Source organism: Dehalobacter sp. (genome assembly GCA_023667845.1).
GTDB lineage: Bacteria > Bacillota > Desulfitobacteriia > Desulfitobacteriales > Syntrophobotulaceae > Dehalobacter.
In genome coordinates, this window is the sequence record JAMPIU010000006.1 from 1 (window position 1) to 23004 (window position 23004).

A 23004-nucleotide genomic window follows, 5' to 3' on the forward strand; every position below is an offset into this window, starting at 1 on the left:
CTGCCTTTGTCCAGATATTTCTGGCCTCTTCGTCTTCCGGATAGATGGTTACCCAGAGCTTTTCGACGGGAATTTGCAGTACGCCGGTAATATATTCCCAGGCCCATGGAATGACTTCCTCTTTAAAATAGTCCCCAAAAGAAAAATTCCCGAGCATCTCAAAAAAAGTATGGTGTCTGGCCGTTTTGCCGACACTCTCCAGGTCAGGGGTTCGGACACATTTTTGAGCGGTGGTCGCTCTCGAAAACGGAGGCTCCACTTGCCTTAAAAAATATTGCTTAAACGGAACCATTCCGGCTACCGTTAAAAGTAAAGTAGGATCATCTTTCGGGATCAGGGAAGCACTGGGCTGAATAACATGTCCCTTTCCCTCAAAATACTTCAGAAACATTTCACGCAGTTGATTTCCGGTATACATCTACTTCCTCCTTATATGGAAGGCTCCTCGTACCTTGTAACACGGTACTTAAGCTTATATTTATTACAGAATAGCAAGGGCAAATCTTGCTAAGACATAAGAAAACTTGGCTGGCACCAAGCCTCTTTGGCACAGGCGGCAGCCTTAGTTGCACTTAGGTAGTTCAGAAAGTACTTATACTTTTTGATAAACTAAAATAAGTATAGCCAAAAGAGAAGTTGCCTGTCAACAGACTTGACGGCCGCAAATCCTACTTAATTCTTCGTTGACTTCAGATCTCGCGGTGCAATCAGATAATAATATACATTTCTGATGATAATACGCAGGACCGCCGCCAGTGGAACGGCAAAAAGCATTCCGAGCAAACCGCCGATTTCCCCGCCGGCCAAAAGAGCAAAAACGACCCAGAGCGGATGAAGCCCGATTTTATTGCTCATCAGACGCGGATTAATCAGATTGCTGTCCAGCTGTTGGACGATGAAGATGACCAGTGTGACTTTTACAGCCATCAGAGGGGATCTGCTTAGGCCCAGCAAAATTGATGGTATGCCGCCTAAGATCGGACCAAAATACGGGATCAGATTGGTAATTCCGCAAATGATCCCGATAATCAGCGCATATTCCATACCGATGAGCTTAATCCCTATGCCGATCAAAAAGCCGACGATAACCGCATCAATCATATTGCCCTGGATATACCGCTTGATTACATAATCGATTTCCTGTAATAGCTTGTGCCACTGCTCCCGCATCCTGCCAGGGACAAGCATTAAAACCCCGTCCGTGATTTTTCTCCAGTCCGTTAAAAAATAGATGGCCAGAATTGGGGAAAGAACCATCAACCCGATGGAAGAAAGCAAAGCCGGAATATCTTCCATGACCTTTTCCAGCCAGCCGGTCAGATAGGATTGCCCCTGAATCAGTTTTTTATCCATTAATCTGCTGAGTTCTTCAGGCAGGATACTTTGCGGGTAGACACTTTTCCCGGTTTGTACATAATGGTAAATGACTTCCAGCCTCTCCGGCAGTACAACGGACAGTTTTCCAAGCTCCAGGTAAAACGTAGGCAGCAGCAGTAAAAACAGCACAGCAAGCAAAACCACAATCCAAAGGAAAATCAAGGCAATTGCCCACCGCCGGCGCAGGCCTTTTTTTTCGAGCCAATTGACCATGGGACTTAAAAGGTAGGCGATAACGGCACCTGCTGCAAAAGAAAAAGCAATCTTTTTAACCTTCATAAACAGCAGGAAACCCGCGATAACCAGCAAGATGCCAAAAATCCAACGCAGCTTGGTCTGTCCCATACGCGCCCCCCAGTTATGTTTTAAGACAAATAAAGGGCGGTCTTTTCAAAATGAATTTGAAAATCCCAACCCCCGATGGACAGGCCGTAGCCTTTGCTTCTTGGCCTTGCCGCTACTTGCTATCCATGGTATAAGCGAAGCGCCAACTCTATTCTCCGCATGCACGGTATGAAGAACTCTAGACATGGCAACTCGGCGTCATTCAGCAGCTGCCTGAGCCTGAACGATCTGCTCGCTTTCAAGGAAGAAATCTTCCCACGCTACCAGTGTCCCATCTTCTTCCAAATCAAATACGACTACCTGATCGGTATGACTGTTAAACTCAATAAAACAGTCCCAGCAATAGTATTGTTCCACACCGACCTTTCCGGTCTGTCGTCCCCCGCAAACCGGGCAAATCATGACAATGAACCTCCTTCAATTACAACAACATCCTGGCTCTCGCAAAGAATGTTTTCCTCAAATACAGCCTCCCTGCCCTTCATCAAATCCGCAAAAAGGCCGTCTGATATTTCATAACCAAGTACTTTTTGGACCGTATTGTCCACATAGATATCACCTATTGTTCCTTTGATATCGCCTTCTCCATTAAAGACCTTGTTTCCGACTTTCTGAGACCAGGATGCACCTGAAATCTTTTTCCCTTCTGGATTCTTAACAGCAAGGGAATCCTTGCCGAAAGATACGATATCATCTCTGCTCATGTCTTCGAGCGGGTGCGTAAGCAGGGAATCTTTTTCCACGATAACGCCGGAAACCGTATTGTCTTTTTCATTATATATGATATCTTTTACCCAACCCAGACGTTCCCCGGAATTCAGATCAATCACCGGGAGCCGGACAATATCTCTCATCCTCCGCATAATTCCCTCATTTGCCTTAGGATTATATCCGGTATTATTGCCGGAATATCAGGATAATATTCCTTTCAGCAGTATTGCAATCTATATTATGACATAAAACTGAAATATTGCTGAAAGGAGTATTTCGCACGAGTCAGCCCTTCGGCAATCGTTTCTTATTCTGTCTTAAGAAGATCTTGGCGGATTCCGCGCTTATCCGATACAATGACCCCTCCGCCCTGAACTGTCGGCCCGTCATAAAATACAACCGACTGACCGGGAGTAACTGCCCGCTGCGGAGTCTCAAACTCAACCCTGACAAGATTATTTTCAGGATAAAGAACAGCTGCTGCGGGATTCGCCTTGTAACGAATCTTCGCCTGCACCTTCAAGGGTCCGGACAGCCTTTCCAGAGCAATCCAGTTCAAACCTGTCGCCCAGAGAACATCGGTAAAGACATCATTGTCTTCTCCGAGTATTACCCTGTTGCCAACCGGGTCAATCGAAGCCACAAACATTGGTTTGCCAAATGTTGTCCCTAATCCTTTGCGCTGTCCGACCGTATAATGGATCAATCCCCTGTGTCTGCCGATAATGCGGCCGGAGAGATCCGTGAAATCACCTGGTTCAGAATCTTTTTCCATTGCCGCCCTAATATATTCCGCATAGTTGTTGTCAGGAATAAAACAGATTTCCTGACTCTCACTGCTGTCGGCAGCTTTCAGGTTCCTAGCTCTCGCCAAGTCCCTGACCTGTTCTTTCGTATAATCACCAAGCGGGAAAAGTGCATGGGCAATCTGGTCCTGGCTCAAGGAGTATAATACATAACTCTGGTCTTTTTTCGCATCCAGCCCGGTTTGGATCAGCCAGCGGCCTGAAGTCGCGTCAACCGTTTTCCGAACGTAATGACCGGTCGCAAGATAGTCGGCACCAAGCCCGCGCGACTGTTTCAGCAATTCTCCGAATTTGATTTTCCGGTTACACAGCACACACGGATTCGGCGTTTCCCCTCTGTAGTAGCTTTCCGCAAAAGAATCAATGACTTCCTGTTTGAAAACCGTCCGGAAATCAAGCACATGCAGCGGTATCCTGAGCTGCTCAGCCGCTTCCAGTGCAGCAGTTTCAGCAGAGCCGCCTTCATGGGTTAGAATGGTGACTCCGATCACTTCATGACCATTTTCTTGAAGTAAAGCAGCGGCCGTGGAACTATCCACGCCGCCACTCATTCCAACAGCAACTTTCATACGTTTAACCTTCATACTTCCTCAGACCTTGGTCTTTTTCTGGATGTAGTCTTTGATAGCTTCATGAACAGCATCTGCGGCAAGATTGGAACAGTGCAGCTTGGCTTCAGGCAAACCTCCAAGGGCTTCGGCCACAGCAGCATTCGAAATATCCAGGGCTTCATTCACGCTTTTGCCTTTGACCATTTCCGTAACCATACTGCTGGTCGCTACCGCAGCCCCGCAGCCAAATGTCTTAAACTTGATATCTTTGATAATGTCGTTTTCAACAACCATGGAAATCCGCATAATGTCGCCGCACTTGGCGTTGCCGACTTGCCCTACGCCATTTGCATTTTCAATTTCACCTACGTTGCGGGGATTCGTAAAATGGTCGATTACTTTTTCTGAATACATCTGATTCACTCCTGTCTTATTCCTGTCTTTCAGCTTGCTTCGAGGAACTATTTATTTGCTTTAACTAGTTCAAATTGCTTTATGATATAAAGGAGACATTTCTCTTAAGCGCTGCACGATCTTCGGAAGCTCCTGTAACACATAATCGATCTCTTCATCCGTATTCTGTCTGCCAAGCGAGAGTCTCAGGGAACCATGGGCAACCTCATGGCTTAGACCCATGGCCAGTAAAACATGCGAAGGGTCCAAAGATCCCGAAGTACAGGCCGAACCGCTGGAACCGGCTATTCCAACCAAATCGAGACTTAAGAGCAGGGATTCTCCTTCAATGAAATTAACGCTGATATTGACATTGTTCGGGAGACGCTTGGCACCGCGCGGGCCGTTCACCTTGACATGATCAATGCCGGCGAGAATTCCGTCAAATAATTTATCACGGAGTCTGACCAGTTCAGTATTTTCGTCTGCCATCCTTTGTCCGGCCAACTCACAGGCTTTGCCGAAACCAATGATCCCCGGAGCGTTTTCCGTACCGGAACGGATCTTTCTCTCCTGCGAACCGCCAAAAACAAGCGGAGAAATCCTGACGCCTTTGCGGATGTATAAAGCACCGACCCCTTTAGGGCCATAGATCTTATGGCTCGATATCGTTAAAAGATCAACATTCATCTGATTTACATCGATTGGCAGTTTTCCAAGGGACTGGACGGCATCGACATGGAAAAGAATTCCTTTTTCCCTGGCAATCCGGCCTATTTCAGCGACAGGCTGAATCGACCCAACCTCGTTGTTGGCGTGCATAATACTGATTAAAATCGTGTCCGGACGGATTGCCTTTTCGATATCCTGAACACTTATCAAGCCTTCCTCATCGACCGGCACAATGGTTATTTCGTAGCCGTTTTTAGCCAGGTATTTAAAAGTATCCAGAACAGCATGGTGCTCAATCGCCGAAGTTATCAGGTGCGTACCTTTTTTTACGTTTGCTCTGGCAGCACCCTGAATGGCCAGATTATCAGCTTCCGTTCCGCCGCTGGTAAAGGTAATCTCCGAAGGGTTTGCTCCAATCAGAGATGCAACCTGTTCTCTGGCTTCGTCGATGGCCTTATGGACTTGTCTTCCAAAGGAATGTACGCTGGATGGGTTTCCGTAGTACTCTGTAAAGTACACCGTCATCAATTCTGCCACCTGCGGGTCAACCGGCGTTGTGGCACTATGATCTAAATATATTCGTTTCATCTTATCCTCCGTTAAGCAGCTCTTATCTGCCGACCCTTATCTGACAGATCGTAGCAAAATCATCATCTCAGACATCTATTGCAGGAATCCCAAGTCTTCTCCGCCGCTGCCTGCTTCTTTTAGTAAATCCGCCAGAGAAATGGAATCGACAACACCGTTGATGGAATCCCTAACCTTCACCCATACTTCCCGCGTTACGCAGAAATCTGTTTTCTGGCAGCAGTCTTCTTCCGACTGGGTACCACACTCGACTGGTGCGATCGGTCCTTCCAGTACCCTGATCACATCACCGATATTGATTTGTTCCGGACGTTTGGCCAGTTCATACCCGCCCTGGGGCCCCCGGATGCTTCTGACCAGCCCCGCCTTACGCAGCTCAGGAATAAGCTGTTCCAGATAATGCTCGGATAGTTTCTGCCTGTCAGCGACAGACTTCAGGGAAACCGGACCATCAGCTGCATGCTGGGCTAAATCAACCATGATTTGTACCCCATATCTGCCTCTGGTAGAAAATCTCACGCAATTCACCTCATACCATGCAAAATGTTTGCCCTTCATCAGTACGTTTATATCCTACTAAACCAATCGGAATTTGTCAATAAGCATTCTGGTTATTCTTTTGCAATTTTATTTGTTATAATGGATTCATCTTTCATCTTTCATCTTTCATAACATTTCCTTTTTATGATTGATTTATTAATGATCAAGTATATCTGCAAGAATAATTTTGGAGGAAAAAGAAAATGAATCTTTTTTCGGCTGCTTTTGACTCCGGTAAAGTTGCTCCCCTGGCCGAGAGAATGCGTCCCCGCACCCTCGAAGAATTTATCGGCCAACAGGAAATTCTCGGTCCCGGCAAACTTTTGCGCCGTGCCATTGAAGCAGACCGGGTGACATCGATCATTTTATACGGTCCGCCTGGAACAGGTAAAACATCCCTGGCCCAGGTCATCGCCAATAAAACGACCTCAAACTTTATCCGGATCAATGCTGTTTCTTCCGGCGTCAAAGAGCTCAGAGATATCCTGGAAAAAGCCGAGGAAAGGCTGCATCTTTATCAGCAGCAGACGCTTGTGTTCTGCGATGAAGTTCACCGTTTCAACAAAGGCCAGCAAGATGTTCTTCTCCCGGCTATTGAACGCGGTATGATCACCTTTATCGGAGCAACCACTGAAAACCCTTATTTTGAAATCAACTCCGCTCTTTTAAGCCGTTCCACGATTTTCAGGCTGAATCTTCTTTCAGAACAGGAACTCCGTCTGGGGCTTGAGAATGCCTTGAAGGACAAAGAGCGCGGTCTTGGTGATTACCATACGGAGATTACCGCAGAAGCATTTCAGCATTGGGTGGATTATGCCGGCGGAGATTTGCGCCGGGCGTTAAATGCGCTCGAACTTGCAGTTCTGACCACAGCTCCCGAAGACGGGGTCCGCAGGATTGATCTGGAAACCGCCATAGAGTCCGTTCAGGAAAGGCACTTCCGTTTTGACAAAAACGGTGACAACCATTACGACATGATTTCGGCGATGATCAAAAGTATGCGCGGGTCCGATCCTGATGCGGCCCTTTATTGGTTTGCTGTTCTGCTGGAATCAGGCGAGAACCCGCGGTTCATCATGCGCAGGATCATCGTGCATGCTTCCGAAGATGTCGGCCTCGCTGACCCGACAGTCATGCTACAGGCCCATGCTGCAGCCAATGCCTTGGAGTGGGTTGGCCTGCCCGAAGCCAGGATACCGATGGCACAAGCCGTCCTGGCTATTGCGACTGCTCCGAAGAGCAATTCTGTTGTTGCGGCGATCAGTCAGGCCCAGGAATACGTTAAAACGAACAAAGCCGGCCAAGTGCCGCTGCATCTGAAGGATGCCTCTTACCCCGGCGCCAAGAAGTTTGGCCACGGCTTAGACTATCTTTACCCGCATGCTTATCCGGGCAACTGGGTCGAACAGGACTACCTTCCCGAAGAAGCCAAGGGAGCAAAATTCTTTGACCCGACCGGCCGCGGAATAGACAAGAACAGAGGAAAACCGTCTTCATAAACTTCCCTAATCAGTGAGAAAAATATTTTTTCTTCACAATGCCAATGCCAAATAGTTGGGCAACAATTAAAAATCCGAGGCAAAAAAATGCACACCTTGCTGTTTTTGGCACAAGTGTGCATCGATTACCTCAAAAAAAGAAAAAAAGAAATCAGACTAACATCAGACTAACTGTTCTTCTTTTCTCTTTTCTTTTCATACATGACCTGATCTGCTTTTGCCAGTACGTCATTCGGGGTCTGGCATCCCTGCAACGGGGCAATCCCGAAACTAAGATCGACCTTCGGTTCAATATTTTTCACATAGTCTTTAAATTCCGCTTTGACTTGTTCCAAAACTGTCTCCACGTGTCCGCTTTCACCAAAATAAATAATAATAAATTCATCGCCGCCCCAGCGGCTGATCATATTTTTCCCATTATCAAAATACCGCCTTAAAATAGCCCCCAAACGTTTAAGTCCATCGTCTCCGGCTAGATGTCCTTCTTTATCATTAATCATCTTAAAATTATCGACATCAAGCATGATCAAATGACCATTATGATTTCCGGATTCAAACTGCTGCTGCAGGATCTCATTAAAATTTCTTCGGTTCAGCAGCCCCGTCAGCTCATCAAAATGAGCGAGTTGCATGAGCCTTCGATTCGTCTGGTAGTAAGCGTCAGCAAAATAGCGTACAACTAAGAAACTCAAAAACAGGACAATTGGAACCTGAATCAGCTGATCCACGAAAAAACTGCCGGGATCGAGTACGGGTATTTTTTCCGGGAAATAATGGGCATAAGTGTGGACACCGATAAAAGCCAGAATAATCACAGCGATAATTGTATTGCGATACCAGCCGTCCAGAATGTAACTGACGACAATCAAGAGAAAAAATATGTACGCAATCGTAAAGCTGTTACTACCTCCGGCATCGATAAAACTAAAAGGCAGAACAATCCCTGTCAGAACCAAAAAAAACAAAAATTTGCTGCGATCGGAAAAACCCCTATGTCTTTCATACAATATACTGCATAATGCTAAAACAAGTAAAAAAATCCATTTAATATTGAGGCTTAATGGGTAGCCTACAGCAAGGTTTCCAATAATAGAAAAGGCTGATAGCAGTACCATGGCCTCTAACAGGACTACATAAAACCTCTGCTTAAGATTCGTTTCCTTCACTAACCCCATCTCTATTCTTTTTAAGTTAATACCATTCTATTGAAAATCATAACATGATATTTTTTGGATAACAATCATAATTTTGGAAATATTTTCACAAAATGATCATATAGATCGTTTATTTTTTCCTGCAATCTTTAAGCTGAACATCAAGACAAAACAATAACCCGGAAGAGCCGGGTCATTCGTATATTTATTTTTTTAATTAATGTCAGTATCTAGCTTAAAATGTCCTGGCTTTTTCTTCGGCTTCCTGCATTCTCTCGGAGAGTTCTCCCTGTGCATCAAATCCGATAACATCAAGATGTTCCGCCGCGATTGTTGTAAAGTCGGTGATGCCCAAAAAACCGAAAATTGTTCTTAAATACCTGTCACCCATTTCATAAGCACCGCCTGCTCCTTCCGAATAAGCCCCACCCCTGGTTACGATATGAACCGCTTTTTTCCCCTGGCATAAGCCCACGGGGCCTTGTTCGGTGTAACGAAAGGTAATTCCGGTGACCGTAATATAATCCAGATAACATTTGAGAATGGATGGGAAACTGAGATTCCACATTGGAGCAGCGATAATGATTTTGTCACTGGCCTTAAACTCATAAGCATACTTTAAAACAGGATGATTGACGGAACCTGCGTCCTTTGGACCGAAAACAGTTTGAAGATCCCCTGCAGACAGCGGCTTGACACCTTCCTGGTAGAGATCGTGGGTAATAATCTCATCATCAGGATTGTATTGCCTGTAGGCGCTGATAAAACTCCCTGAAAGGCGAAACGTCCTCGACTGCTCGTCCGGCTTGGGATTTGCTTTAATATACAGTACTTTAGCCACAATCTTATCCTCCATAATCTTTGACATTCTTCAAATAGTTTTCGTCATTTTTAATAAAGCTATGACTGCCATTTCCAACCAAAACAATCATCTTCGCTTTGTCTGCTTTTGCTGAATTTTTCCCTTCCCCTGGAGTCTTTCCTGCAGTTTCTCCAGCTCCCGGCGTATCTCCGGCTGCAAAGTGTCTTCCAATTTAGGATCTTCCAGATCTCCCATGCTGGCAAGGCTTTCCACATAGGAATCCCGAAGACCCTGATTGATTTCCACGAGCTGATAATCTTCTTTAACCCCGGCAAGCAGAGCGTCCCTGCTGCTGAGAAAGGTTTCTGAAGTTTCCCGGACTGATTCTTTTGTTGACTTTGTCCGGACCGGAGCTTTTTGTTTGGCAGCCCGAGTTTCCGTTCTCCGGTGATCTTTCTGCGGGAGGGCATCCCGGGTCTCTTCGAGAGCAGCCTGAAAATAATTGATTTCTTCCATGAGCTTTGCCGCCCAATCCTTGACTACCTCAGGGCTCCGGGTAACGACAAAGGCCTCCTGAACAGATCCACCATTTTTCAGAAGGATCTTACATCCGGTCGGTGTCTCGTATTGATAGGCTGCACCGCGTTCCCTGGTATTGGTTACATCAATCACCCCGGGAATAATGTCTGTGATTTCGCGGCGTTTGCTCAAATCCTCCAGCCAGTCCAGGGCACCGGTAATGATGCTGTGTTCCCTTTTAATTTTATTGCGGCGAAATTTCATATGATAACCTCAAACTGCGCGATGGACAGGACAAAAATAATTAAAAAAACAGATGCTGGATATCAAAATTTCCTTTTTCACTTAAGTTTAATAAGCCCATCGAAAACTGTGGCTGTCCTCTTCTTTCTGTTGGAGACCCCGGATTGAACAGCAATACCCCTTCATAGACATTTTTATAAGGTATATGGCTGTGTCCAAAGATAATCATATCTACATCTTCTCCCGAAAAGAAATTGTAAGCCCTTTCCGGGGTATTCTTTCCTGATCCAAGATACCCATGCGTAACACCAATCCTTAGAGAACCTAGTTTGGCTATGATTTTCTCCGGCAGCTCTTCCATTAACCAGTCACAGTTTCCTCTGACTGCAATGACCGGTGCAATCAAATCCAGTTCCTCGATCAGACTCTTCGTCACAACATCTCCTGCATGAATAATTGTATCAACCTCACTTAAAACATTCCAGACAAATGATGGGAGTTTCCGTCCATAGCGAATATGTGTATCAGAAAGAATGGCAATTTTCATTTCTTTCCTCCCTTTCTGTCAGACTGCTTCGGATAATGTTCCCATTTGATACTTTTCGGATTATTTGGTTAATTTCGTATTTCTATAATAGTAATGAATAATTGCTGATTTGCCAATAGCTGTCTACATAATTTTACAGACAATATGTAAAAATAAACAGAGACATTCATCTCTGTTCTCTTTATTGTTATAGAAGGTTATAGATACTGACATTGACATTTTAAAGTTTTGCGAATTTCATTGGCAACCCTCCAGGTTTCCTGCAGATGAGGAGTAAGTAGCTCTATCTTGCCGCTGAATCGGTCTACAATCAGATCGGGCCTCGGATCATCGTTAAGGTCTTTATTGGAATGGCGGATATCTATCGCGATTTTATTGTCGTCAAACACAGGCGGAACAAAATAATTGAGTACTTCTTCTGTCGCATCTATTAGATCAGCCACTTGATCATCCGAATAACCTTCCCGTAAAAGAATCTCTTTAACCTGAGGCAAAGAATGATCTAAAGTAAGCAACATCTGCGCCCTTCTGACCATTTCAGGATCTATATTCATTCTGCCACCTCTTTTCATTAGCTGCTTATCAACATTTTTCCCTGTAAGACGGAACAAATACTACTATATTTTTTACTGACTTGGTGTTCTTGCCCAACAACAAATCTTTATTTTAATATATGTGCCAATTTAGTGGAGGTTAGAGTATGTTAAAATTTTTTTCGCTGCCTGCTGTTCTGGCAGCAATCTCCGGGGCTGCAATGGCTGTGCAGGGAACACTGAATTCACAGCTGACGCAAAAAACTTCTTTGCTTTCTTCGACGCTGATCGTACACATCATTGGCAGTTTGATCGCCCTTCTGGCCGTATTGGCTTGGAAAGTACCTATGTTTGGGCATAAATGGCTGCAAATCCCCTGGTATCTCTATTTGGGAGGAGCATTGAGTGTCGGAATCGTTGCTTTAGTCGCTATAACGATATCCAGAATCGGCGTATGCAATGCCACGACGGCCATCATCCTTGGACAAGTCGGCCTTGCAGTCATTATTGACCACTTTGGGCTTTTTGGGGTCCAAAGAATAAGCTGGAATCCGTGGCAGTTGCTGGGTCTTGCACTTTTTGTAGGTGGAGCAAAGCTGCTGTTTAAATAAATACTATATTTTTCCGGAACGGTTATTGATCATATTTAAATTCAAGAGGATATTATATACTTCTTCCGTGACCATGTATTTGTGAATATTGCCATTTGCGGAAAGCAGCAATATTTTTGTTGCTTCCCCTTTCCGATCTCCATCAATCAGCCTTATAATGTACGCATAGCTCTCTGCCGACAAAGAAAGTTGCTTAAACTCGTTGTCACCGACAAACAGCGCCCAGTATCCGTCTGAGATTTCACTGTCCCCAGTGTAGATGGAATTATAGACACTTGTTGTATCCGTCTCATCCCCTGTTGTGGTATCCTTAACCTCGCTTGAGGTTGGCAGCGTAATTTCGCCTATTTCTCCCGTATTTGCAGTTGCGGAGGTTAGCTGATCGTAAACATTATGAAAAAAATCCGGGAATAGCAAATATCCGACAATACCGACGATGAATATCCATAATGCAAGCACTTTAATATCGCCCCAGATATCATTTTGAGGAGGACGTCCCCAGGCGTTGCTGCGCATAATACCACCCCAAGAAAATATACGTCCATTTATTGGAGAATATGACGTTGCATCTTTTAAATATTCCCCCTACAATTTAACTGAGGTGAAAAATTTTGATGGATTTGTTGCAAAAGAAACTGAAATTGCTGCCGGATAATCCTGGCGTTTATTTGATGAAAAATGCTGCCGATAAGATTATTTATGTTGGCAAAGCCAAGGTGCTGAAAAACCGGGTAAGGTCTTATTTTACAGGGTCCCATGATCAGAAGACCCAAAAACTTGTCAGTGAAATTACCGACTTTGAATATATCCTGACATCTTCTGAGGTTGAGGCTCTCCTGCTCGAATGCAACCTCATCAAAAAACACGACCCGTACTATAACATTATGCTGAAGGATGATAAATCTTATCCGTATATATTAATAACATCCGAAAAACACCCCCGGATTATTGTCACCCGTAAAGTTTCCAAAAAAGCCGGCAAATATTTTGGTCCCTATCCCAATGCAACAGCGGCCAGAGAAACTGCCCGCCTGCTGAACCGGCTGCTTCCTTTCCGCAAATGCAGTCAGATCCCTACCAAATCCTGTCTTTATTATCATATTGGACAATGCCTCGGTCCGTGTATCCATCCTATTGAGCCTGAACAATATCAGGAAGTCCTCGATAAAGCCACCATGTTCCTCCGCGGCAATCAAAAAAGCATCATCAACTGGCTGGAAGGAAAAATGACCAAAGCCGCCGAAGCGCTGCAGTTTGAGGCAGCCAGAGAATACCGGGATCTGATTCAAGACCTGAAAACCATCAGTGAAAAACAAAATATTACGCTAAGTGATTTGCGAAACCGCGATATCGTGGCCTACGCGTTTAATGAGGAGCTAATGAATATTCAGGTCTTCTGTTTTCGTCAGGGTAAACTGGTTACCCGGGACAGTTTCTTCTTTGCCTACTACGATGAACCGGAAGAATCATTTCTTTCATTTCTGATCCAGTACTATACGGACGAGATGGTCATTCCGGATGAGATTTGTATTCCTGAAATCCAATTGACCGCAGTCATGGACATCCTTCCTCTGACCATACCCAAAAAAGGTAAAACCAAACAACTTCTGGCAATGGCCGCCTCCAATGCTGAGGCTGCTCTGAAAGAAAAAATGGACCTGGAAAAAGACAAAAATGAAGAGATTCGGAAAACGATGGCAGGATTATGTGAACTTCTCGGAATCGCTCAGGCCGATACGATTGAAGCCTTCGATATTTCAGGACTGTTCGGCAGCAATATTGTCGGGGGTATGGTTCAGTTTAAAGCCGGAAAACCCTTTCGGGCAAACTACCGCAAATTTAATATTGCTCCGCTCGCGAACAACAATGATGATACTGCCTACCTCAAGCATATTATCGGGCGCCGTTATTCCCGTCTGCAGAGAGAGGAATCCGCAATGCCGGATCTGATTCTGGTTGATGGCGGAAAAGGACAAGTCAAAGCCGCGCTTGATGCTCTGAAGGAGCTCCGCTTAACCATTCCGGTTGCCGGTATGGTTAAAAACGACCGGCACGAAACGCGCAGTCTGATCAATCAAGCAGGCCGTGAGCTTTCTATTGACACCAGAGTCGAGGTGTTTTATCTGATCCAGCGAATCCAGGACGAAGTGCACCGTTTTGCGATCACTTTCCACAGGCAGCAGCGGATTAAAAACATGACCGCATCGGAGCTGGATGGTATCCCCGGAATCGGGCCAAAACGAAAAAGAATGCTCCTCAGAGCTTTTGATTCTTTGGATGCGATCAAAAATGCTGCACCCGAAGAATTTATCAAGTCCGGTTTGTCGGCAGTGGCCGCCCAAGAAGTCTATAACCACTTTCACCACACGTAAAAACAGGTATGATATTATTTTATATCTTGTTAAAGATTTCTTTGATGTTTGTTTGATTTTTCTTCCTGCCTTGACAAGACAGTCAAACACGTATATCCTAGAAAATGGATTAATGACTCACAAAAACGCGAAAATATAATATATTTTCGTTTTTTGTGTCTTATTCAGGAGTGATATTTTGAAGCACAAATACTCAATTATTATTATCCACCCTGACCACGGCAAAGCACCCCGGCAGATTCAGTTTTCAGTCAAAGCGAAAAAAATGATTGTAACCAGCTCAGCTGCACTGGGTATCTTTTTTACGGGACTTTTTGCTTATGACATTTACCAGGCTCATTACATCAATGTTTATCAGCAAAAAATTGCCTATGTCGATAAGCTTGAAGATCAGTTGCAGGCCAAGGATCTGGAAATCGCGAGATTAAATGAAAAGACATCCGAAATCAATCAGAACTTGTTAACCATCTCCTCACTGGAATCTAAAATTGCTGGCATTCTTAAAATCCAGCAAAAAAGTACGACGGAAGTCAGCCGCGGCAGTTACTCCGTACAGTCATATTCCGAGCCGGAAAGCCTTGATCAGGCTTCAAATCTGCTCAATTCTCATGTGGAAACCCTGCAGGAGTATTATGATGCTTCCGTAGAATACAAAGACAAGCTGAACCGGACACCGAATATTCTTCCGGTCAATGGCCCGATCTCCTCACCTTTTGGCTATCGCCGTAATCCTTTTGGCGGCTGGAGCAGTGAATTTCATTCCGGTATTGATATTGCCTGCGATTATGGCACACCTGTCCAGGCGGTTGCTGCCGGGACCGTCACTTATGCAGGCTATGACGGTTACTGGGGACGAAGGGTGCAAATTGACCACGGCTATGGCGTTGTAACGTTTTATGCCCATAATTCCAAACTGACAGTCAAAGTCGGAGACACAGTTCAGAAAGGCGAGATTGTCGCGTACAGCGGAAATTCCGGCCGGAGCACCGGCAGCCACCTTCACTACCAGGCCTATGTTGACGGCGAACTCGTTGATCCGACAGTCTTTACTACCTATACCGAAGCGCAATAAAAAAGGAGCGGCTAAGAATGTTTAGTAAAAAAGAAAACGACACAAATCCGATTATCCGCAATATCAGCACGAACACAACGATTACATACATTGCCGAAGACTGTGAACTCAAGGGGTCTTTGGTATCGAGCGGCAATATTCGGATAGACGGCAAGCTCGAAGGCACTGTTGAAGTCGGTGGCGACTTAATCATCGGTCAGTCTGCCTCAGTAAAAGCCAATATTTCTGCTGCTACAGCAACGATTACGGGTGTTGTCTGCGGGAACATTAAGGTCGAAGACCTGTTGGAATTAAGCCCTACCTCCCGCCTCTACGGGGACATCACCGCCAAACAGCTTAAAATCGACCAGGGCGCCATCTTTGTCGGTACAAGTACAACGATCGACGCCGATAATTCAGATCATCCAGATGTCTCTTCCAGCGAAAAGAAGAAAAATCCTAAGGGAAAAGAGGTAGAATAAAAAAAAGAGTCCCAATCATAAAAGGAATGTTTCAGGTATGTTTTAACATTAGCCCAGCGATACTCCTTTTTTCCTTGTCTTGACTCCCTCTTGCTCCTCTTTATTGAATATTTACGTGTTATTTACTTAAGCCATTGACAAACACTTGCTCAGACAGCATCGTATGGTTAAATTCTAATCACAAAAAAATAATACATCTCACTTTGAGATGTATATTTTTTTACGAACCACTTATTGGCTGTAAGTCCCTTGGATTGTAGGATATGGAGAAGTAAATGTTGCGGCATAGGTCAAGTAGGTTTTCCCACCAGGATCCCTTTGGTTTCCTGCAAGGGCGGTTTCCCCTTCCCCCTGGTCTGAAATGTTGCCATTTTTCAGAACTTGATCGCCACTTAGTCCGCACTTCAATCCTTCCCGATAAAACGCTCTAGAAGTTTTCCTTAACACTCCCGGTCACCCTAGCCTCTTTTGCAGAAAAGAATTTCCGGCAGGTATAACGGATGTTTGCCAACACCAGTTAACCAATCATCGCCTTTCCAACTTTTCCACCTCAAGGCAGGCTACACTGCACTAAGTTCCTTCCTAATGCAGGTTCATCCCCAAGCCGTAGCTATATTTCAAACCACGTACCTGGGCCTCCACGGATAAAGGGTAGCGCCCACATGCCATTGCGGATCCCCCTCTGTCCTTAACTCCCAGCAGCAGCCCACGACTGGGCGTCCCAAGCCACCACCAGGAACTTCATCGGTATGCCCTTAGCGGATTCTTAGGCCCGCCCTCGAATGACCGTTTCATGCACTAGAATAACGCTCCATGATCCAAAGGAACCTTACCCATCTGAAACTAAAATATAATTCGTTTTCACTAGTTTATTTCTATTAGCTTCCACATCATTTTATACATATAGCTTCCATATCATTTTATACATAATCCGTATTCTTTGCAAAAGCCGGATGTACTATAAAGCGAATTCATATCGCAGATAACTGAACGTTCGTCGATTAAAGGATCATCTATTTCCGTCAGTTGATTATTTTTGGCTAAATTCGGCCAAAACAGTCTATATTGACGACCAAAAATCATACCATTATTTGCCGTTCAAAAATAAAAGCCGATCAAAATTATATATCATTTTTTTTGTGATATTTTTCCCATAGCGAACCATCAGCATATTGGCTGGATGAGATGTGATTTCCTCATCGTCCGTTTCTTTAATACGCAGATCCGTATGCGCCATCAGGCGGCGCATCATTTCCCTGTATTCCCAAATCGGCAGGTTTGTTCCATCCAAATCCCAGTGCCAGTAATATTCTGTTGCAATCACAATATAGTCTTCCATTTTTTCGTCACCGAAAGCAGCTTCCAGCATCCTGCGGGCTACCCCATAATTGCGGTAGCGCGGAGACACTTCAATCGCTCCGAGCTCCAGAACCTTGTCTTGTCCGGATGACCACCGTTCAAATTCATCCGGCGGATGAAACGTAATATAGCCGACCAGCTCCCCCTTGATTTGGGCTGAGACGACTTTTCCCTGTGGAAGACAGCTGATCTCAATAATGGCTTTTTTTTGTTTGGCAGCCGGACGGAAAGCTTTTAATTGCTGGTCAATTTCAAGCTTTTCCAAGATATCCGGGGGTGTCACCCCGGATATCAGCAGCTCCCCTTTCGAAGTCTGGATCGTACGGGTAATGTTGGTCCATTCCTCTTTATTCATTTACCCACCCTGCTAGGTATTCCGCCTGATCCGATGTCAGGCTGTCAATTTGCAGTCCAAGTGAATGAAGCTTCATCAGCGCAACCCTGTTGTCCAGTTGTTCCGGAACATTAAAAACTTTGTTCTCGAGCCCCTGGTTCTTTACCAGGTATTCGAGGGCCAAAGCCTGCAGCGCAAAAGACATATCCATTACTTCCACCGGATGGCCGTCTCCTGCAGCTAAATTCACCAGTCTGCCTTCAGCAAGCAAGAAGATTTTTCTCCCGTCTTCAAGGGTAAATTCTTCAGTGTTGGGGCGGACCTTTCTTTTGGAAACAGTCAGAAGATTCAGGTCCTGCTTAGAGATTTCCACATCAAAATGACCGGCGTTCGCCAGGATCGCACCATTCTTCATCCGTGCAAAATGATCTTTTGTAATGACATTTTTATTGCCAGTCACGGTAATAAAGTAATCTGCCATAGAAGCGGCTTCCTTCATCGGCATGACCTCGTATCCGTCCATCCAGGCCTCATTGGCTTTAACCGGGTCGACTTCACAGATAATGATTTTCGCCCCAAGCCCTCTGGCTCTTAATGCCACACCTTTGCCGCACCATCCATAACCAACGATACAAACCGTTTTTCCTGCAACGACCAGATTGGTTGTCCGCAGAATTGCATCCCAGACGGATTGACCCGTTCCGTATCGGTTGTCAAATAAATACTTGCTTCTGGCATCATTGACGGCCATCATCGGAAATTCAAGCTTTCCTTCCCTGGACATGGCTTTTAATCTGAGAATACCTGTTGTGGTCTCCTCCGCTCCGCCTTTAACCTGGCCAATCAGTTCCCGCCGGCAGGTATGAATTGTTGAAACAAGATCCCCACCGTCATCAATGATATAATCAGGCCCAAAATCGAGGGCCTTGTTGATATGCACTTTATACTCCTCATCTGTCGCACCGTGCCAGGCATGAGCCCTGATGCCGTTTTTGACCAGAGCCGCTACCACATCATCCTGCGTAGAGAGCGGATTGCTGGCGACCACAGCAACTTCCCCGCCTCCCGCCTGAATTGTCAAGGCCAGATATGCGGTTTTTGCTTCCAAATGAAGGCAGATGACAATTTTTTTCCCTGCAAACGGGCGCTCTTGAATATATTGATCCCGAAGTGAATTCAACACCGGCATGTACTGTTTTACCCAGTCTATTTTTCGTTGTCCGTCAGCAGCCAGCCTAATATCTCGAATGGTAGAAACTTCGTTCATCTTAGCACCTCCTCCGCTTTATTATACACGTATTTGTTCTAAAAGTCAGACTGTTTCAGGAAGAAAATCAGGCCCCTTTTCAGGACCTGATTGTGCAGTCTTGCTTGCGTACTTATGCTGTCTCTTTCGGACTTTTTTCCTTGCTGCAGGCAGCAATTTTTTGAGCGATCACATCAAACAGCGCCGATTGATATTCTTCAACTTGCCCGGCATCGGAAAGCGCCGTCAGTCTTGGATCAATCGGCAATTGGCCGAGATAAGGGATCTCATTCGCCGCAGCTTCCTTCTCTCCCGCCGGTTTGCCGAATATCTCAATGCGCTTGTTGCATTCCGGGCATTCAATATAAGCCATATTTTCAACAAGTCCATAAAAAGTAGCTTTATACATGGTGGCCATTTTTATGGCTTTGCGAACAACCATGTTTGCGAGCTGCTGAGGACTTGTGACAATAACCAAACCATCCACCGGAATAGACTGCAATACGGAGATCGGCACATCGCCGGTTCCAGGAGGCAGGTCAATTAACAGGTAATCAAGTTCTCCCCAGATCACATCCGTCCAGAACTGTTTCACCAGTTGGGAAATGACCGGACCTCTCCAAATGACAGGATCATCCTCATTTTCGAGCATAAGATTCAGAGAAACGATCTTGATGCCACTCATGGATTCTACCGGCAGAATCCCCTTTTCAGCCGCACTTGCTTTGTCTTTGAGACCAAAAACCTTCGGGATGCTGGGTCCTGTGATATCCGCATCGAGAATACCGACTTTATAGCCCTGACGCATCAGGCTTACTGCAAGCATGCTCGTTACAGAGGATTTTCCGACTCCACCCTTGCCGCTCATGACTGCGACAACATTTTTAATATTACTTAATTTTTGAGCTTCAGTAAGTTCCGGAACTGAGGAGCAGCTGCCGGAGCAGGTTGAAGCTGTTGAACAACTACTGCATGGACTACTCACTTTTTTACCTCCATTATTCGCCGACAAGTTTTTCCAGCTGATCGAGCAGCTCCACAAAAACATCCAGTGCCTGCTTGACCGGTTCCGGTTTTTCCATATCGACTCCGGCTTTGCGCAGGAGTTCGATCGGATAATCTGAGCCTCCGCTGGACAAAAACGCCAGATACCGCTGTACAGCTGGTTCCCCTTCCTGCACGATTTGCTGAGCAAGAGCCGTCGCTGCTGAAAATCCTGTTGCATACTTATAAACATAGAAAGCATTATAAAAATGCGGAATTCGTGTCCATTCCAAATTGATCTGTTCATCCAAAACAATGTCGGATCCAAAATATTTCAGGTTCAGATCCCGGTAAATTTCGGACAGGTAGTCTGCCGTGAGGGATTCATTCCGTTCGGCCGCAGCATGGATTTCCTTTTCAAACTCTGCGAACATGGTCTGTCTGAACACGGTTCCCCTGAATTGTTCCAGATAATGATTGATCAGATAGGCCTTCATTTTATTGTCATTCGAGGCATTGATCATATGACGCATAACCAGGGATTCATTCAGTGTGGAAGCAACCTCGGCCACAAATATTTTATATCCTGCATAAAGATGAGTCTGGTTCTTATTTGATAAATACGTGTGCAGGGAATGCCCCATTTCATGGGCCAGGGTAAACAGGGAATCCAGCGTATTCTGATGGTTCAGCAAAACATAAGGATGGGAGCTGTACGTGCCCCAGGAGTAGCCTCCGCTTGTTTTGCCAATATTTTCATAGATATCGATCCAGCCGGAACGAAATCCTTCGTCCAGAATTTTCAGATACTCTTCTCCCAAAGGTTCCAGCCCTTCGCGTACAATGGACTTCGCTTCCTCAAACGGAATATGCGCATCCATTTCAGGGACGAAAGGAACATAAATATCATACATATGCAGCTCCGTAACGCCGAGGACTTTTTTGCGCAGCTGAATATACCGCTGAAACTGCGGCAAATAGTCATGAACTGTCTGTATCAGCGCGTCATAAACGGAAAGCGGCACTTTGTCGTCGTCCAGGGTTCCTTGAATCGCAGAATCATAGTGTCTGACCCTTGCATAAAAAACATCGGCCTTGACACTCGCGCCGAGCATTGCTGCCCAGGAGTTGATTTGTTTGCCGTAAGCGGCATACATCGTCGTAAACGCATCCTGTCTGACCCTGCGGTCTTTGCTTTCCATATACCGGATGAAATTCCCCTTGGTCAGCTCAACTTCCCGGCCTTCTTCATCCTTGATCGGACCAATTTTCAGATCCGCATCGTTGGCCATGCTGAAGATCGTACTTGGTGCTGAAGCCAGTTCGCCGGTTTCAGCCAGGATCTTTTCCTCAGCCAGGCTTAAGACATGTTGTTTTTGTCTCAGGATATTTTCCAAGTAATGATGATAAATCTGCACTCTCTCATCCTGACGGATCTCACTGAAGCGTTCATCCGGAATAGCCAGGATTTCCGGAACAATAAATGACAAGGCGCTTCCGGCCTGTACCGAAAGCATTGTCGCCCGGTCTGTCATCCCCTGGTAACGAGAAATCCGGTTATCTTCATCCCTTCTCATCCGGGCGTACGTAAACAGTTCTTCCAAATTCTGGCCGAAACGGTCCGCCCATTCCATACATTCAACAAAAATGTCCGCACCGCCGGCAAGTTGTCCCTGATATTTTGCGAAAAGCCCGATCATCTTTTCTGTTTCGCTAAACATTGTCTCCCAGTCCTGATCACTGGCAAAAATATCTTCGAGTCTCCATTTATATTCCTGTGGGATTTCTTCCCTTGAACGTAAGGTTTCTGACAAACTGATCCCTCCATAAAATTGATCTTCCAAATATTATACACAGTAAAAGAAAAAATTACTAATTTTATTGAGCAAATTATTACTAATTGTTTGCCCTTAATAACAAGAATACCAGTCTGTGTAAACGACAGGCTGGTATCTTTTTATTCGGCTTATTCTGCCCACGTTGCAAAAGGCTTCCTGCCAAGATTAAGATTCGTGTAACGCTTCTCTCCAGTAATTTCACAGTCACCGGCAACCCATTCCGGAAATTCCAGCGGATAATCCTCCTGCGGAATTTCTATATCCACAGTAATCAAGCCGGCATTCTCCTCCTCATAAACATCAATCTCCCAGATTATCCCCTGACCGCTCTTCACTTTATATCTCGTCTTAATGATCGGCGGGCTTATTGCCAGGGACATAAGCTTCCGAACCTCTTCCTCCGTTACTTCCTTGGCCGGAGTCTCCAACTCAAACCGCCTGTTTTTCGTATAATAATCCTTGATTGTCAACATCATTTGATTTCCCTTGATTCTGAACCTGACCGATGGTTTTTCTGAAAGATAACCTTGAATCATCCGTTCCCCTTCCTTCAATTCCGGCAGAAGATGCTGATGAACAAGGTACTTGCGTTCAATCTCTAGTCCCACTATCCCCCAACTCCCATACGCGTACCGTGTCAGCCCCTAAAATAATAATATACGATTTAGGCCTGGCATGGTACTACTGTGATTCATCTCATTAGCTTCATTATACTTTAAATTTCCCATGGTTTATATACGTCTATTTATTTGATATATATTTATAATCTCAATAAGGTTGAATTTAGAATCAAGCGTCTTTTACTTTAGCGCTTCGTTTTTTGTCCCAATCAACAAGTTTTAAATAGCCCCAAGTGGCCAATGGAAACCAGATGCAAAAAAGAATGATGGGGTAGAGCAGCTGTGAGCCCGGATTTAAAATGCCCAGTTTACCAATTACCTGAGAAAACATCACACTGTAAAATATCCCGGATAAGACATAAATATAGCGGTAAATATTTTTTTCAGGCAAAAAGTAGAAGTATAAAACATAATATATTGCCCAGGAAATCGGAGCAAAAAAATGCAATTTCATTACCCCAAACTCCTGGTAGTCAATATACCCGAACATCCCGGTCAAATAACCGGTGGTCGCTGCAATAACATCAAATACAGCTCCAAATATGATTGCGTAGATTGATAATCTCCGAATTTCTGCTCTTGGAACAACCGCAAACATAATTAATGCAAAAATAAATGTATAGACCATCGGAATGAATTTTACAGCCATTAAACGTGCTCCTTTACTAAGAGAATACTGATATTAATCATTCCTGCTTTTCGAAATTATTATGCAAATGACGGTCCTAAAATAATGTTGTATATCAAGAAACAGAGATCTATGACATGACAAGCAACAGTCCAATTAAGAAAGCAATGGATGTTCATAAGGCATACAAAGCAAAGAG

General features: G+C 45.0%; 26 protein-coding genes. 5 read left to right on the forward strand and 21 right to left on the reverse strand.

The window, feature by feature from the left end:
* The 8 genes from NC238_00335 to NC238_00370 form a co-directional block, all read right to left on the reverse strand.
* The coding region (locus NC238_00335) for an alanine--tRNA ligase-related protein (protein ID MCM1564401.1) at window positions 1–418 on the reverse strand (418 nt) is incomplete at its 3' end.
* A gap of 254 nt (window positions 419–672) precedes the next feature.
* A complete protein-coding gene (locus tag NC238_00340) occupies window positions 673–1722 on the reverse strand; it encodes an AI-2E family transporter (protein ID MCM1564402.1) in 1050 nt (349 codons plus the stop codon).
* Window positions 1723–1920: 198 nt separating this feature from the next.
* Window positions 1921–2124, reverse strand: a complete 204-nt coding sequence (locus NC238_00345) for a hypothetical protein (GenBank protein ID MCM1564403.1) — start codon at window positions 2122–2124, stop codon at window positions 1921–1923.
* On the reverse strand, window positions 2121–2585 hold the full coding sequence (locus NC238_00350) for a PRC-barrel domain-containing protein (GenBank protein ID MCM1564404.1): 465 nt from the start codon (window positions 2583–2585) through the stop codon (window positions 2121–2123). Before NC238_00350 ends, NC238_00345 begins: the two co-directional genes overlap by 4 nt.
* Before the next feature lie 155 nt (window positions 2586–2740).
* A complete protein-coding gene (gene mnmA / locus NC238_00355; protein MCM1564405.1) occupies window positions 2741–3808 on the reverse strand; it encodes a tRNA 2-thiouridine(34) synthase MnmA in 1068 nt (355 codons plus the stop codon).
* Window positions 3809–3829: 21 nt separating this feature from the next.
* On the reverse strand, window positions 3830–4204 hold the full coding sequence (nifU, locus tag NC238_00360; GenBank protein MCM1564406.1) for a Fe-S cluster assembly scaffold protein NifU: 375 nt from the start codon (window positions 4202–4204) through the stop codon (window positions 3830–3832).
* A gap of 69 nt (window positions 4205–4273) precedes the next feature.
* Complete coding sequence (gene nifS / locus NC238_00365; protein ID MCM1564407.1) at window positions 4274–5443, reverse strand: cysteine desulfurase NifS; 1170 nt, start codon at window positions 5441–5443, stop codon at window positions 4274–4276.
* Between the two features lie 75 nt (window positions 5444–5518).
* Complete coding sequence (locus tag NC238_00370) at window positions 5519–5962, reverse strand: Rrf2 family transcriptional regulator (protein MCM1564408.1); 444 nt, start codon at window positions 5960–5962, stop codon at window positions 5519–5521.
* A gap of 224 nt (window positions 5963–6186) precedes the next feature.
* On the opposite strand from NC238_00370, the gene NC238_00375 reads away from it, so the two are divergent.
* A complete protein-coding gene (locus tag NC238_00375) occupies window positions 6187–7482 on the forward strand; it encodes a replication-associated recombination protein A (GenBank protein ID MCM1564409.1) in 1296 nt (431 codons plus the stop codon).
* A gap of 167 nt (window positions 7483–7649) precedes the next feature.
* Here the strand turns inward: NC238_00375 and NC238_00380 are convergent, their stop codons facing one another.
* The 5 genes from NC238_00380 to NC238_00400 form a co-directional block, all read right to left on the reverse strand.
* Window positions 7650–8447 (reverse strand): GGDEF domain-containing protein, encoded by a 798-nt coding sequence (locus NC238_00380; protein MCM1564410.1) that lies wholly within the window; start codon window positions 8445–8447, stop codon window positions 7650–7652.
* Between the two features lie 424 nt (window positions 8448–8871).
* Window positions 8872–9477, reverse strand: coding sequence for an FMN-dependent NADH-azoreductase (locus tag NC238_00385; protein ID MCM1564411.1), 606 nt, complete (start codon window positions 9475–9477; stop codon window positions 8872–8874).
* Between the two features lie 87 nt (window positions 9478–9564).
* A complete protein-coding gene (locus NC238_00390; GenBank protein ID MCM1564412.1) occupies window positions 9565–10221 on the reverse strand; it encodes a DUF2103 domain-containing protein in 657 nt (218 codons plus the stop codon).
* A gap of 40 nt (window positions 10222–10261) precedes the next feature.
* Window positions 10262–10747: a metallophosphoesterase gene (locus tag NC238_00395; GenBank protein ID MCM1564413.1), complete on the reverse strand. Its 486-nt coding sequence runs from the start codon at window positions 10745–10747 to the stop codon at window positions 10262–10264.
* Between the two features lie 197 nt (window positions 10748–10944).
* A complete protein-coding gene (locus tag NC238_00400; GenBank protein MCM1564414.1) occupies window positions 10945–11301 on the reverse strand; it encodes a hypothetical protein in 357 nt (118 codons plus the stop codon).
* 146 nt (window positions 11302–11447) lie between these two features.
* Here NC238_00400 and NC238_00405 point away from each other — a divergent pair, with 146 nt between their 5' ends.
* Window positions 11448–11891, forward strand: a complete 444-nt coding sequence (locus NC238_00405; protein ID MCM1564415.1) for a DMT family transporter — start codon at window positions 11448–11450, stop codon at window positions 11889–11891.
* A gap of 3 nt (window positions 11892–11894) precedes the next feature.
* Here the strand turns inward: NC238_00405 and NC238_00410 are convergent, their stop codons facing one another.
* On the reverse strand, window positions 11895–12407 hold the full coding sequence (locus tag NC238_00410; protein ID MCM1564416.1) for a hypothetical protein: 513 nt from the start codon (window positions 12405–12407) through the stop codon (window positions 11895–11897).
* A 98-nt stretch (window positions 12408–12505) separates the two neighbouring features.
* Between NC238_00410 and uvrC the strand changes: the two genes are divergently transcribed.
* The 3 genes from uvrC to NC238_00425 all read left to right on the forward strand — a co-directional run bounded on the left by uvrC (window position 12506) and on the right by NC238_00425 (window position 15796).
* Window positions 12506–14263 carry an excinuclease ABC subunit UvrC gene (gene uvrC, locus NC238_00415; protein ID MCM1564417.1) on the forward strand — a complete coding sequence of 586 codons (1758 nt, stop codon included), beginning with the start codon at window positions 12506–12508 and terminating at the stop codon, window positions 14261–14263.
* 178 nt (window positions 14264–14441) lie between these two features.
* Window positions 14442–15335: a peptidoglycan DD-metalloendopeptidase family protein gene (locus NC238_00420; GenBank protein ID MCM1564418.1), complete on the forward strand. Its 894-nt coding sequence runs from the start codon at window positions 14442–14444 to the stop codon at window positions 15333–15335.
* Between the two features lie 17 nt (window positions 15336–15352).
* Window positions 15353–15796 (forward strand): polymer-forming cytoskeletal protein, encoded by a 444-nt coding sequence (locus NC238_00425; GenBank protein ID MCM1564419.1) that lies wholly within the window; start codon window positions 15353–15355, stop codon window positions 15794–15796.
* Window positions 15797–16027: 231 nt separating this feature from the next.
* Here the strand turns inward: NC238_00425 and NC238_00430 are convergent, their stop codons facing one another.
* From NC238_00430 to NC238_00460, 7 genes are all read right to left on the reverse strand, one after another.
* Window positions 16028–16243 (reverse strand): hypothetical protein, encoded by a 216-nt coding sequence (locus tag NC238_00430; GenBank protein ID MCM1564420.1) that lies wholly within the window; start codon window positions 16241–16243, stop codon window positions 16028–16030.
* Window positions 16244–16883: 640 nt separating this feature from the next.
* Window positions 16884–17510 carry a GNAT family N-acetyltransferase gene (locus NC238_00435; GenBank protein ID MCM1564421.1) on the reverse strand — a complete coding sequence of 209 codons (627 nt, stop codon included), beginning with the start codon at window positions 17508–17510 and terminating at the stop codon, window positions 16884–16886.
* Window positions 17503–18756, reverse strand: coding sequence for an adenosylhomocysteinase (locus NC238_00440; protein ID MCM1564422.1), 1254 nt, complete (start codon window positions 18754–18756; stop codon window positions 17503–17505). Before NC238_00440 ends, NC238_00435 begins: the two co-directional genes overlap by 8 nt.
* A gap of 112 nt (window positions 18757–18868) precedes the next feature.
* The gene (locus tag NC238_00445) at window positions 18869–19720 is read right to left on the reverse strand and encodes an Mrp/NBP35 family ATP-binding protein (protein ID MCM1564423.1); all 852 of its coding nucleotides are present in this window, start codon (window positions 19718–19720) and stop codon (window positions 18869–18871) included.
* 13 nt (window positions 19721–19733) lie between these two features.
* The gene (pepF, locus tag NC238_00450; protein ID MCM1564424.1) at window positions 19734–21533 is read right to left on the reverse strand and encodes an oligoendopeptidase F; all 1800 of its coding nucleotides are present in this window, start codon (window positions 21531–21533) and stop codon (window positions 19734–19736) included.
* Between the two features lie 152 nt (window positions 21534–21685).
* Window positions 21686–22165 (reverse strand): adenylate cyclase, encoded by a 480-nt coding sequence (locus NC238_00455; protein ID MCM1564425.1) that lies wholly within the window; start codon window positions 22163–22165, stop codon window positions 21686–21688.
* Window positions 22166–22346: 181 nt separating this feature from the next.
* Window positions 22347–22826, reverse strand: coding sequence for a hypothetical protein (locus NC238_00460; protein ID MCM1564426.1), 480 nt, complete (start codon window positions 22824–22826; stop codon window positions 22347–22349).
* Window positions 22827–23004 lie beyond the last annotated feature (178 nt).

What these genes read in the sequence shown, in the direction of transcription:
- NC238_00340 (MCM1564402.1), bottom strand. Translation starts at nt 1,722, where the DNA reads ATGGGACAGACCAAGCTGCGTTGGATTTTTGGCATCTTGCTGGTTATC.
- NC238_00345 (MCM1564403.1), bottom strand. Translation starts at nt 2,124, where the DNA reads ATGATTTGCCCGGTTTGCGGGGGACGACAGACCGGAAAGGTCGGTGTG.
- NC238_00350 (MCM1564404.1), bottom strand. Translation starts at nt 2,585, where the DNA reads ATGCGGAGGATGAGAGATATTGTCCGGCTCCCGGTGATTGATCTGAAT.
- mnmA (MCM1564405.1), bottom strand. Translation starts at nt 3,808, where the DNA reads ATGAAAGTTGCTGTTGGAATGAGTGGCGGCGTGGATAGTTCCACGGCC.
- nifU (MCM1564406.1), bottom strand. Translation starts at nt 4,204, where the DNA reads ATGTATTCAGAAAAAGTAATCGACCATTTTACGAATCCCCGCAACGTA.
- nifS (MCM1564407.1), bottom strand. Translation starts at nt 5,443, where the DNA reads ATGAAACGAATATATTTAGATCATAGTGCCACAACGCCGGTTGACCCG.
- NC238_00375 (MCM1564409.1), top strand. Translation starts at nt 6,187, where the DNA reads ATGAATCTTTTTTCGGCTGCTTTTGACTCCGGTAAAGTTGCTCCCCTG.
- NC238_00390 (MCM1564412.1), bottom strand. Translation starts at nt 10,221, where the DNA reads ATGAAATTTCGCCGCAATAAAATTAAAAGGGAACACAGCATCATTACC.
- NC238_00395 (MCM1564413.1), bottom strand. Translation starts at nt 10,747, where the DNA reads ATGAAAATTGCCATTCTTTCTGATACACATATTCGCTATGGACGGAAA.
- NC238_00400 (MCM1564414.1), bottom strand. Translation starts at nt 11,301, where the DNA reads ATGAATATAGATCCTGAAATGGTCAGAAGGGCGCAGATGTTGCTTACT.
- NC238_00405 (MCM1564415.1), top strand. Translation starts at nt 11,448, where the DNA reads ATGTTAAAATTTTTTTCGCTGCCTGCTGTTCTGGCAGCAATCTCCGGG.
- NC238_00410 (MCM1564416.1), bottom strand. Translation starts at nt 12,407, where the DNA reads ATGCGCAGCAACGCCTGGGGACGTCCTCCTCAAAATGATATCTGGGGC.
- uvrC (MCM1564417.1), top strand. Translation starts at nt 12,506, where the DNA reads ATGGATTTGTTGCAAAAGAAACTGAAATTGCTGCCGGATAATCCTGGC.
- NC238_00425 (MCM1564419.1), top strand. Translation starts at nt 15,353, where the DNA reads ATGTTTAGTAAAAAAGAAAACGACACAAATCCGATTATCCGCAATATC.
- NC238_00435 (MCM1564421.1), bottom strand. Translation starts at nt 17,510, where the DNA reads ATGAATAAAGAGGAATGGACCAACATTACCCGTACGATCCAGACTTCG.
- NC238_00440 (MCM1564422.1), bottom strand. Translation starts at nt 18,756, where the DNA reads ATGAACGAAGTTTCTACCATTCGAGATATTAGGCTGGCTGCTGACGGA.
- NC238_00460 (MCM1564426.1), bottom strand. Translation starts at nt 22,826, where the DNA reads ATGGCTGTAAAATTCATTCCGATGGTCTATACATTTATTTTTGCATTA.